Consider the following 11,328-nt stretch of genomic DNA (forward strand, 5'->3'; position numbering starts at 1 on the left):
TCCGATGAGCGCAAGCATTTCAACCGCCGCTCCCTCCGTTGCTCCGTTCAGGGGCGGAAACGAGCACCCCGCTCACGAGGACCATCACGATGCAGGGTCGACCACGCTGGTCGGCTTCTGGATCTACCTGATGAGCGACTGCGTCCTGTTCTCGGGGCTGTTTGCAACCTATGCCGTGCTGGCGCATCAGTTCGCGGGCGGCCCGACCGGCCGTGAACTGTTCGATCTGAACTTCGTTCTGATCGAAACCATGCTGCTCCTGGTGTCGTCGCTGACCTATGGTCTGGCCACGCTGTCGATGTTCAAGAAGAACCGCGCTGGCCTTCTGTTCTGGCTGGGCGTGACCTTCCTGCTCGGCGCTGCCTTCCTCGCGATGGAAGTCTATGAGTTCAATCACCTGATCCACGAAGGTGCCGGACCGGGCCGCAGCGCGTTCCTCTCCGCCTTCTTCGCGCTGGTGGGAACCCATGGTCTTCACATCACGTCGGGCCTCATCTGGATCCTGGTTCTTTCCGGCCAGCTTCTGCGTGATGGCCTGACCGAAAAGAACCAGACGCGCGTGATGTGCCTCAGCCTCTTCTGGCACTTCCTGGACATCATCTGGATCGGCGTCTTTACTCTTGTCTATCTGCTGGGTGTACTGTGATGAGCTCTGCACACGAAACACACGACCACGGCGCAAGCCACGGCAGCCTGAAGTCCTATCTGATCGGCTTCGTGCTGGCGGTCGCCCTTACCGTCGTTCCATTCATGATGGCCATGAATGGCTACTTCACGCCGGGAACCACCGCTGCCATCGTGCTCGGTCTCGCCGTCGTCCAGATCCTGGTGCATCTGGTCTACTTCCTGCACCTCGATCCGAGGTCGGAAGGCGGCTGGAACATTCTGGCGCTCATCTTCACGGTCATCATCCTGGCCATCGTGCTTGCCGGCTCCATCTGGGTCATGCATCACCTCGATACCAATATGATGCCGATGTACATGTCGCCGGAAGACGTGCGCAACCTGCCATAAGCTTCGTCAAGGGTATTCCCTGCATCGCAACGCCTGCGGGGAATGCTTCTGTGAGCTTCGTGAAACAACTGGCCTGACGGCCCGTTATCGCGGCTTTATCCTCCCTCTCTCCCCCAAAGCCGCGTGGCGCCCCGGTTCATTCCGGGGCGCTTTTCTTTGTGCGGTGGGGTGCCGGAATGCATTCGATGAAATTGTAGTAAAATTTATGTAAAATAGATTGGTATCCCGGTAGCGCTAAGTCTACACGGTACTAATTAAAGTGTAGGAAATGATAATATAAGGCCTAAATTTACCATCGCATGTATAGTAATTTGCATTTTGTGCTAGATAATATATATTCGCTATTGTGTTTGATACTTTAATGCGCCTCTGGTTGTTCGCAAATCTGGAGTATATGCGATGTCGTTATTTAAGAGAGTGCTTACTAAAAATCGTTTTCTCGGCGTCGCTGTTGCGGCGGCGTTTCTGGTCGCGCCCGCTGTTGCTTCCGCGGCCACGGCCTATGTTTCGGCTGCGGTGAATGTCCGTTCGGGGCCGGGCGCCAATTATGCCCGTGTTGCCGCACTTCCCGCCGGGGCAAGCGTGAATGCCGGTTCCTGCCGCAATGGCTGGTGCCAGATTTATAATGGCGGCAGCGTTGGCTTTGTGTCGGCACGCTATGTCCGTTTCGGTTCCTATGCTGCGCCGTCCACCGCTGTCATCGTCGATAATGGCTACTATGATGGCTGGGCGCCGGGCTTTGGCGCCGGTCTGGGCCTCGGCTGGGCAACCGGCGGCTATTGGGGGCCCGGCTATCGGGGATATGGCTATCGGGGATATGGCTGGCGCGGCGGTCCGAACTACTACAATGGCTGCATCGGCCGCAACTGCCAGTCCTGGCGCGGTGGTCGCAATCACTGGAACCCGCACTGGGGCGTCGGCCCCGCATGGCGGACCCGGCAGGCTGGCCACTATTGGGGGCCGGGGCCGGTGAGGCCGCGCTTCAACGGCGGCGGCTTCAATCGGCCCGCATATAACCGGCCTGCATTCAATCACGGCTTTGGCGGCGGCCATTTCGGCGATATGCGCCCGATCCACTCCGGCCGCTGACAGCGGGAACACTTCGTCAGGTCATCCTCCTCCCTCCTCCCGTGACCTGATGGGCGGCCCGCCGACACCCCGCCGGCGGGCCGCGCTTTTGGGGAATTTTCGATAATCATCAGAAAATGCATGGGCGCGTTCCGCTCAACCTGCGCGAGCGACCGCGAGAGTGTGGTAACGTTAATACTCCGTTGACTGAAATGGTCCATATCTAGCGTTGTCGCTTGGAGTTCCGCTCTCCCCATGGTAATCCCTGAATCGTCCTGGGCTGGGGATGATGATCGGGACGCTGCCAGGCGACCGCATAGACAGAAACCGGACAGTAACGCGTATGACTTGGAGTAACAGGACGATACAGGGAAGAAGCATCGCCGTGCTTTTGCTGGCGGCGCATTTTTCCTCGTTCACGGTGTCGCCTGCGCTGGCATTCGAGTTGTTCGGAATCCATCTGTGGGGCGAAGCCAAAAAGGAAGACCCGGATATCATCGACCCGAAGACCTATACGGTCGAGGTCACGACCACGGGCGACCGCAAGAATGCGGACGGCACGGAAGCCGACCTGAAATCCACCATTGAAGGCGCGTCGGGCCTCGTCACCGATCAGGAGAAGCCTGCCTCGGGCTCCGCTGGCCTGCTGGCCAAGGCGCGCGGCGATTATCGCCGCATTCTGGCGGCACTTTATGGCGAGGGCCGTTATGGCGGCACCATATCCATCCTTGTCGATGGCCGCGAGGCGAACGACATTCCACCGGACGCGGACATTCCCGACAATGCGAAGGTCGCGATCACCGTCGATCCCGGCCCGCAATTCCTGTTTTCCCGCACCGCGATTTCCAATATCGCGCCGCCGCCGGTCGACAAGCGCGATCACGTGCAGTCGCCGGAAGATGTCGGTTTCGCGCCGGGACAGGTGGCGCGTTCGGGCACGGTCATCAAGGCCGAGCGTCTTGCCGTCGAGGCATGGCGCCAGCAGGGTTATGCCAAGGCGCGTGTGACCGGCGAGGACATCGTCGCCGATCATGACGGCAACCGCGTTTCCGCCGACGTGTCGCTCGATCCCGGCCAGAAGGCGCATTACGGCCCGGTCAGCGTGCTTGGTACGGCGCGCATGGACCCGCAATTCGTTGCCTGGATGACTGGCCTGAAAGAAGGCCAGGAATACGACCCCGACGATATCGAAAAGGCCAAGAAGCGTCTTGGCCGCATGGAAGTGTTCCGGGCGATGAGCTTCGAGGAAGCCGAAAAGATCGAGCCGGACGGCAGCTTGCCGATGACGTTCAACGTGCAGGAGCGCAAGCCGCGCCGATTCGGCTTCGGTGCCGAATATTCGACCATCGACGGCTTCGGCCTCACCGGCTACTGGATGCACCGCAACCTGTTCGGGCGCGGCGAGCGCCTGCGTTTCGACGCCAAGGTCAGCGGTATTGGCGGCACGCAGGACAATTCCTTCGATCCGCAGAACTTCACCTATCTTCTGGGCACCAGCTTCACCAAGCCCGGCGTCTATACGCCGGATACGGATTTTGTAGCTTCCCTTGATGCCAAGCGCGAGGTGCTGGACGCCTATACCGAAACCTCGGTCAATGCGAAGACCGGCTTCACGCAGATATTCAGCGACGAACTGTCGGGCGCGCTTTACGCGAAGGCCAGCCATGGCCGCTTCAATGACGACGTGTTCGGCGACCGCACTTTCACCACGGCGGGTCTTGAGGGCAACCTTCTCTATGACAGCCGCAACAACAAGCCGGACCCGAGTTCGGGCTTCTATCTGGAAGGCAATATCCAGCCCTTCTATGAATTCCAGTACGGCAATTTCGCCACCCGCTTCACCGCCGAAGGCCGCACCTATTACGGCTTGGGCGAAAAGGACCGAGTAATTCTCGCGGGCCGCCTGAAGGTCGGTTCGATTGTCGGCGCGTCCATCGAGGACCTGCCGCCGAGCCAGCTCTTCCTCGCGGGCGGCGGCGGCTCGGTTCGTGGTTACGGCTATCGCAATATCGGCGTCAGCGCCGGCAATGGCGAGATCGTCGGCGGGCGTTCGCTCGTCGAGGCCAATGGCGAAGTGCGCGCCCGCATCACCGATTCCATCGGCGCGGTGGCGTTCGTCGACGCCGGTTATGTCGGCGAAAAATCATTTCCCGATTTCTCGGAACAGATGCGTGTCGGTGTCGGTGGCGGTCTGCGCTACCTGACCGGCCTCGGGCCGATCCGCCTTGATGTCGCCGTTCCGCTCAACCGCCGCTCGGGCGATCCGAGCTATGGCTTGTACGTAGGTATAGGACAGGCGTTTTGACCAGATTTCTCGCAATCATCGCCTTCATCGCTTTCGCCGCCACGGCAGTCATCTTCGGCTGGCCGGAGCGGGAGGCGCCGGTGCTGGCTCCAGCGCAGGCCAATGCCCAGGCGAATGCGCAGGCGCAGCAGCCTGACAGCGCGCAGGCAGAGCCGGAAGAAGAGAAGTCCTATTTCCTGTCCTTCGTGGAAAGCCAGCTTTCCGCGCCCAACCGCCGCATCTCCATTTCAGGCATCAGCGGCGTTCTGTCTTCGGAAGCAACCGTCGGCTCGATCACCATCGCCGACCGCGAAGGCGTGTGGCTGCGCATCGAAAATGCCAAGCTGAACTGGAGCCGCACCGCCCTTCTGGTCGGGCGTCTCAGCATCCAGTCGCTGGCCGCCGAGCGCATCGACGTCATTCGCAAGCCATTGCCGGACAACAGCCTGCCATCGCCGGAATCGTCCAGCTTCAGCCTGCCGGAACTGCCGATTTCGATCAATCTCGACCAGCTTGCCATAGCGCGCCTGCATTTCGGACCTGACATTTTCGGCCTCGAATCGGAAGTGTCGGCCAATGGTCGCCTGTCGCTTGCCGATGGCTCGCTGGATTCCAGTTTCGACATCAAGCGCCTCGACGGTCCGGGCGGCACTTTTGCGCTTCGCGCGGCCTATGCCAATGCCGACCAGAAGGTCGATCTCGACCTGAAAGTCTCCGAACCGGCCAATGGCATCGTCGCCAACCTGTTGAACATTGACGGTCATCCGCCGGTCGATCTCACCTTGACCGGCGCCGGTCCGCTCGACGGATTGAAGGTTGATCTGGCGCTCGACACCAATGGCAGCCGCACGCTGACGGGCGAGTTTACCCTGAACCGGCAAGGTCAGGCGCCCGATGGCGGCCGCGTTTTCTCCGCCCGTTTCAACGGTCCGATTGCGGTTCTGGTGCCGCCGGTATTCCGCGATTTCTTCGGTGCCGAAACGGTGCTCTCTGCCGATGGCTTCCTCAAGGATGCAGGCGGTTTCCGCCTCGACGATCTGGCGCTGAACAGCGCCGCCTTGAAGCTCAAGGCTTCCGCCGAAACCGGCAATGACCGCTTCCTGAACAGGCTGCGCGTTGACGCTTCCATTGCCGATGAAAGCAAGGGCCGCGTTCTCCTGCCGGTCAAGGGCGCTGAAACCTATATCGACAACGCAAAATTCCAGATCGCCTACGGTGATCGCCCGACCAATGACTGGACGGGTACGCTCGCCGTCGCCGGTCTCAAGAACGCAACGATTTCTGCCCGCAACATCGCGCTCGACATGGGCGGCATTGCCGAGAACCTGAACGATGCCGCCAATCGCCATATCACCTTCAAGGTCAATGGCGGGATGGATGGCATTTCGGCGGAGCGCGCCGAAATCGCCGAGGCACTCGGAAACAGGATCGCGCTCGCTGTCGACGGCGCATGGCGCGCCGGTTCGCCGGTCGAGCTTGCGCAGGCCAATATTTCCGGCAATGGCCTCAGCCTCGATCTCAAGGGCAATATTGACGACTTCGCCTTCAATGGCGACATCGCCGCCAGGGTGGCAAGCCTTGCGCCTTTCGGCGCTCTGGCTGGCCGCGACCTCGCGGGCAGCATCGATGTCAACGCGAAGGGCATCGTGCGCCCGATCAGCGGCGCTTTCCAGCTTGACCTCAATGGCACGGCGCAGAACATGCGCACCGGCACGCAAGCCGTCGACCGCATTCTCGACGGTGCGGTTACGCTGGGCGGCGCGCTTGGCCGCAGCAGCGAAGGGTTTTCGGCGCGTGATTTCCGCATCGGCAACGAGTTGAGCGAAATCACCGCAAACGGTTCCTTTGCGTCCGACAAGGCCAATTTCGATTTCGGCGTCATGCTGTCCGATCTCAAGCTTCTTTCCGATCAGGCATCGGGCCGGATTACGGTCAAGGGCAGCGCGCGCGGCGACGACAAGCTGATCGCGCTGGCACTCCGCGCCGACGCGCCGCAGGGCACATTGGCCGGGCGCAAGCTTTCCGAAGGCGGCCTCGACTTCAACGCCATGCTCGACGGCAATGCAACGACAGGGGCTGCCCTTTCCGGCAAGCTTGCCGGCAGCGCATTCCTCAATGGGCAGCGCATCGATCTGGGGACCGTGATCGATATCGTCAATGACGAGAAGCGCCTGACCGATCTCGTCTTCAATGCGGGCGGCGCGCATCTTTCCGGAAATGTCACCCAGAGCGCGAAGGGCCTTTTCACCGGCGCGCTGAAACTGGATGCGCCGGATATTTCCACGGCCGCAGCCCTGGCGCTTGCGCAAGCAACCGGCGCGGCCAATGCCGATATCACGCTCGACGCCAGCGACGGTCGCCAGAATGCATCGGTCACCGCCAATGCCAAGGGCATCAAGGTCAATGGCAACCACATCACCTCGGCGGATATTGCCCTGACGGCAAGGGATCTGTTCGGTGTGCCGGTGGTCGACGGCAATGCCGCGGCGCGTGACATTCTGGTCGGCACGTTGGGCATCGACAGTTTTGACGCCAAGGCCAACGCGACCGGGTCGAAGACCGATTTCACGGCCAATACCAAATTGAAGATCGGCACGGTTGCCAGCGCTGCCGGTTCGCTTGAGCCGAAGGATGGCGGTTTTGAACTGGGTCTCGCCTCGGCCAATGTGAAGCAGGGCACGCTCAGCGCCAATCTGGCCGCGCCAGCCACCATTTCCATGAAGGGCGAGGAAATCTCCTTCGGCGATATCATCATCAATACGGGCGCGGATGCCAGCGCGGGTCAGGTCAAGGTCAACGGCGTCGTTGATGGCCGTCTTGATCTTTCAGTCGCGCTTTCCAATCTGCCGCTGGCGCTCGCCAATACGTTCAAGCCGGAACTGGGGCTTGGCGGCACGGTCAACGGCACGGCCCGCATCACCGGCACGAAGGATGCGCCCAATGTCGCCTTCGACATGGCGGCGCGCGGCGTGACGGCAGCCGAGCTCAAGAAGCAGGGCATCGCCGCCCTTAACGCCGATGCCAAGGGCACCTCCGCCAATAACCGGCTCAATGTCGATGCGCATGTCACCGGCGGCGGCGGCATTGATGTCCGCGCCAATGGCGGCGTGCCGCTTGGCAAAGGTGATCTGGCGGTCGATGTCAATCTCGCCAATCTTCCGCTGACGGCGCTGAACGGTGCGGTCAAGGGCCAGGATCTCGCTGGCAATGTCACCGGCACGGCGCGTGTCACCGGGCCGCTCACCAATCCGGCCGCGACCTTCAACCTGCGTGGCACCGGCCTTGCGGCCAAGCCGCTGCGCGACAACGGGCTCGCGCCGCTCACCTTGCAGGCTGCGGGCAGCTATGCAGCCATGGCCATCGACTTTTCGTCGGTGACCGTCGATGGTCCGCGCGGCCTCAATGTCACCGCCAATGGTAAGGTGCCGTTTTCGGGGCAGGGGCTTGGCGTCAATGTCAACGGCAGCGTTCCGCTGGCGCTCGCCAACCGCTTCCTGGCTGATCGCGGCGCACAGGCAAACGGCACGCTGACGCTGACGGCCAGCGTTTCGGGTGGCTTCAACCGTCCGCAATTGCGCGGCATGTTCTCCACCAATGGGGCAACCTTTGTCGATCCCGATACGAATGTCCGCCTGAACAATATCAATGTCATGGGCAGCATGGATGGTGAAACCATCACGCTGCGTCAGGTCAATGCCGCGCTTGGCAGCGGTGGAGCGGTTTCCGCCAGCGGCACGATTTCGACCAATGCCGAGGCGAATTTCCCGGCCAATATCGAAATCAAGCTGGATCGCGCCCGCTATGCCGACGCCAAGCTGGTGGTGGCGACGGTTAATGGCGGAATCACGATCAATGGGCCGCTGATGCGCGACCCGCTGATTTCAGGCCGGATCGACGTCGACCGGGCCGAAATCTCGGTGCCGGAAAATCTTGGCGGCGGCGCGGCCTATGTGCCGGTGCAGCACAAGAATACGCCGAAAAACGTTCAGGCCACGCTGGATCGCGCCAAGGTCGAAACGCGCAAGAGCAAGGTGCCGACACCAACGTCGCGCCCGACCGTGCCGCGCCTCGATGTTCTTATCAGCGCACCCAACCAGATTTTCGTGCGCGGTCGCGGCCTTGACACGGAACTGGGCGGACGCCTTCGCCTGACCGGGCCGGTGACCGACATCAAGCCGGTCGGCTCCTTCGACATGATCCGTGGCCGCATCGGCATTCTCGGCCAGCGCATCACCTTCGACGAGGGCCATGTCACGCTGGTGGGCGATCTCAACCCGCAGCTCAATTTCGTTGCCCGTTCCGAAGGCAATGAAATCACCGCAATCGTGACGGTGACGGGCACGGTCGATAATCTCGACATCAAGTTCTCCTCGACGCCGGAACTGCCGCAGGATGAAGTGCTGGCGCAGCTCATCTTCAAGCGCTCCATCGGTGAATTGTCGGCGTTCCAGATCGCGCAGCTTGCCGCCGCCGCAGCCGAACTTGCGGGCGGTTCCAACAACTCGCTGATGAACAAGCTGCGCGCCGGGACAGGTCTCGACGATCTCGATGTGGTGACGGATGAAAAGGGCCAGACGGCAGTTCGCGCCGGACGCTATATCCGCGACAATATTTATCTCGGCGTGGAAGCAGGGTCGGGCGGGTCGACCAAGGGCACCATCAATCTCGACATTACCCGCAACCTGAAAGCCAAGGGCGCACTGGGTGCGGAAGGCGATTCCAGCGGCGGCATCTTCTACGAAAAAGATTATTGACCGCCGCAAACAATGAGCGACAAAGGCCGGGTTTTGCGACCCGGCCTTTGCCATCGAAATGCAACCAAAAATAGCAAAAATCATAATTTTGCCATGAAAAGGCCATTCACGACACATCTTCGCCGCATCTGCCTTGATTTTTAAATCGATTTAATGTGGATCATTGCTGCAATTTTAGCTTTAAACTGCAATTTTCAGACACGTTCGCGCGAGTTGTTTAACCGTTCTTCAACCATAAGAACGCAAATTGCTGTCATGTATTGGCGGTCGCTTGACGGCTGTGTTTCAACCCTTGAGTCCGGGTAATCTGCATGACGAAGTTCACTGACGATCTGAGCCGCCGCCATTTCCTTTTCGGCACCGGAGCCATCCTCCTCACCGGTGCCGCAGGGTGCAGTCAGACGATGGACATGTCGGCCTTCCAGATGAATGTCGACCCGATGTCGACGGGCGGGATCACGCCGATGCGTCCGCAGATCAGCGTCGACCGCGATATCACCACGCCGGATGTGATGTATGCCGCCGTGCAGGAAGGGCCGTATTCGCTGCCGGCAATTCCCTATCAGAAAGTGCCGAAGGAGTTCCGCCGCCAGATCGTGCCGGACCCGACAGGACAGGCGCCGGGAACGATTGTCGTCAGCCTCAAGGACCATTTGCTCTATTACGTCCTGCCGGGCGGCGAAGCGCTGCGTTACGGCATCGGCATCGGCAAGGCGGGCTTTGAATGGTCGGGGCGTGCCAATGTCCAGTACAAGAAGCAATGGCCGGTCTGGACGCCGCCGCCGGAAATGATCCAGCGCAAGCCGGAACTGGCAAAATACCGCAACGGTCAGGAACCCGGTCCGCAAAACCCGCTGGGCGCGCGCGCGCTCTATATTTTCCAGAACGGGCGCGACACCGGCTATCGCATCCACGGCTCGCCGGAATGGTGGTCGATCGGCCAGTCCATGTCATCGGGCTGTATCCGCCTGATGAATCAGGACATTATCGATCTTTACAACCGTGTGCAGGGTAAGGCGCCGATCATCGTAGCGTAAGTATTTGGTTTGCTGAACGAAAAAGGCCGCGCCAGATCAGGCGCGGCCTTTTCTGTTTCAGTGTCAGCACGATTATTCGAAGCGCACCGACTTCGGCATGGCCTCGCCAAGCTCGACGAAATGGCGCAGCTCGGCGCGCAGGATTTCAGCCGAAGCCATATGAATCTGGTGCTGCGGCGCGCTGTCGTTCTGCGCGATCTGGGTGGATACGCCCGGCATGACGAACGCTCCTGCGGTCAGGACGAGGGCGGCGGCAATGCCGAGACGTCGTTCGGTTCTGGCCTGCATTTCTATCTCCTTGCGCCGATGGGCGGCGACTAAAATCTCGAATCACGTTCATTCGCAAGACGCTGGCACTTTTCCGGCCCGTGTCGGGTCAGTGAAAAGTCGCGCGCTGCGTAAAATTCAAAGCGCTGTCGATGGCATGAATCGGTATTGGCAACAAAGTCTGGCCGAAATCAGCCAGCGTATCGGCAAAATTGCGGGCAGCCCCTGCCACATCGTCGCAGCGGCGCTGGCAGGCAATCGCCTCAAGACAGGTTTCGAGCAGCAGCGCATCCTGATTCTGGATGCCGGAAATCAGCCCCAGCGTCAGGCATTCCTCGCGGCAGACATGGTGCGAATCGAAAGGAAACGCCCGCAACGGGCAGCTGGCGCAATGGCACAGAACGCGGATGAAATGCGACAGCTCGCCCACGGCGCGCTTTGCTTCCGAAGGCCCAAGCACTTCCGAATAGAGGCCCCAGGTCATTTCCCACGGAATGATCGAGCCCGTCTCGAAACCCGCGGTCCAGCGGCGATAACCTTCCAGCACCAGCTTTTCCGGCAGGCGGTCGAAATAGCCTGCGCTGTTGGCGCCGTTCAGTTGCGATATGCGCATGTTCATGTGCGCCTCCCGAAGAAGCGGGGGCATGACGCGATGCGCGGGCCGGATCTGTCCGAGAAACGTTCCGTTTCTGTCCGCACATTGCAATATCCGGTCGGCAAGAGACGAAGCTGCCAGGGCAGGCCGTCAACATTTGCGGACCGGCATTCGCCGAGACCAATCATAGGGTCCTCCAATCGAAAGGGTTCAAGGCCCAGACATCAAAGGGTGAAAATCTGCATGTTCATAAAAGCCTGAAAATCCAACTGGAGTCAATTACTCATCTTTAAAATCATATTAGATTTC

The 11,328-nt window shown here is 60.5% G+C and carries 8 protein-coding genes; 6 read left to right on the forward strand and 2 right to left on the reverse strand.

Annotated elements, in window-relative coordinates; translation table 11 throughout:
• The first annotated feature begins 4 nt into the window (after positions 1–4).
• The 6 genes from cyoC (at position 5) to AC0TNJ_RS14340 (ending at position 10,157) form a co-directional block, all read left to right on the forward strand.
• Positions 5–646: a cytochrome o ubiquinol oxidase subunit III gene (gene cyoC / locus AC0TNJ_RS14315; RefSeq protein ID WP_122002962.1), complete on the forward strand. Its 642-nt coding sequence runs from the start codon at positions 5–7 to the stop codon at positions 644–646.
• Positions 646–1,014, forward strand: a complete 369-nt coding sequence (locus AC0TNJ_RS14320) for a cytochrome o ubiquinol oxidase subunit IV (protein WP_122002963.1) — start codon at positions 646–648, stop codon at positions 1,012–1,014. Before cyoC ends, AC0TNJ_RS14320 begins: the two co-directional genes overlap by 1 nt.
• Before the next feature lie 399 nt (positions 1,015–1,413).
• Positions 1,414–2,103 carry an SH3 domain-containing protein gene (locus tag AC0TNJ_RS14325; protein ID WP_473771465.1) on the forward strand — a complete coding sequence of 230 codons (690 nt, stop codon included), beginning with the start codon at positions 1,414–1,416 and terminating at the stop codon, positions 2,101–2,103.
• Between the two features lie 322 nt (positions 2,104–2,425).
• Positions 2,426–4,387, forward strand: coding sequence for an autotransporter assembly complex protein TamA (locus AC0TNJ_RS14330; RefSeq protein WP_473771466.1), 1,962 nt, complete (start codon positions 2,426–2,428; stop codon positions 4,385–4,387).
• A complete protein-coding gene (locus tag AC0TNJ_RS14335; protein ID WP_473771467.1) occupies positions 4,384–9,120 on the forward strand; it encodes a translocation/assembly module TamB domain-containing protein in 4,737 nt (1,578 codons plus the stop codon). The genes AC0TNJ_RS14330 and AC0TNJ_RS14335 overlap by 4 nt, the downstream gene beginning before the upstream one ends.
• Before the next feature lie 311 nt (positions 9,121–9,431).
• Positions 9,432–10,157, forward strand: coding sequence for a L,D-transpeptidase (locus tag AC0TNJ_RS14340; RefSeq protein ID WP_473767430.1), 726 nt, complete (start codon positions 9,432–9,434; stop codon positions 10,155–10,157).
• Positions 10,158–10,229: 72 nt separating this feature from the next.
• Here the strand turns inward: AC0TNJ_RS14340 and AC0TNJ_RS14345 are convergent, their stop codons facing one another.
• Both AC0TNJ_RS14345 and AC0TNJ_RS14350 read right to left on the reverse strand, forming a co-directional pair.
• Complete coding sequence (locus AC0TNJ_RS14345; protein ID WP_122002968.1) at positions 10,230–10,445, reverse strand: hypothetical protein; 216 nt, start codon at positions 10,443–10,445, stop codon at positions 10,230–10,232.
• 88 nt (positions 10,446–10,533) lie between these two features.
• Entirely contained in the window at positions 10,534–11,043 is a 510-nt protein-coding gene (locus tag AC0TNJ_RS14350; protein WP_473771468.1) for a hypothetical protein, read from the reverse strand.
• Positions 11,044–11,328 lie beyond the last annotated feature (285 nt).

The sequence above is a fragment of the Ochrobactrum sp. PL_is483 genome (assembly GCF_055816855.1).

Excerpts from the sequence above, each read along its gene's own strand:
- cyoC (WP_122002962.1), top strand. The coding sequence starts at position 5 with ATGAGCGCAAGCATTTCAACCGCCGCTCCCTCCGTTGCTCCGTTCAGG.
- AC0TNJ_RS14320 (WP_122002963.1), top strand. The coding sequence starts at position 646 with ATGAGCTCTGCACACGAAACACACGACCACGGCGCAAGCCACGGCAGC.
- AC0TNJ_RS14325 (WP_473771465.1), top strand. The coding sequence starts at position 1,414 with ATGTCGTTATTTAAGAGAGTGCTTACTAAAAATCGTTTTCTCGGCGTC.
- AC0TNJ_RS14330 (WP_473771466.1), top strand. The coding sequence starts at position 2,426 with ATGACTTGGAGTAACAGGACGATACAGGGAAGAAGCATCGCCGTGCTT.
- AC0TNJ_RS14340 (WP_473767430.1), top strand. The coding sequence starts at position 9,432 with ATGACGAAGTTCACTGACGATCTGAGCCGCCGCCATTTCCTTTTCGGC.
- AC0TNJ_RS14345 (WP_122002968.1), bottom strand. The coding sequence starts at position 10,445 with ATGCAGGCCAGAACCGAACGACGTCTCGGCATTGCCGCCGCCCTCGTC.
- AC0TNJ_RS14350 (WP_473771468.1), bottom strand. The coding sequence starts at position 11,043 with ATGAACATGCGCATATCGCAACTGAACGGCGCCAACAGCGCAGGCTAT.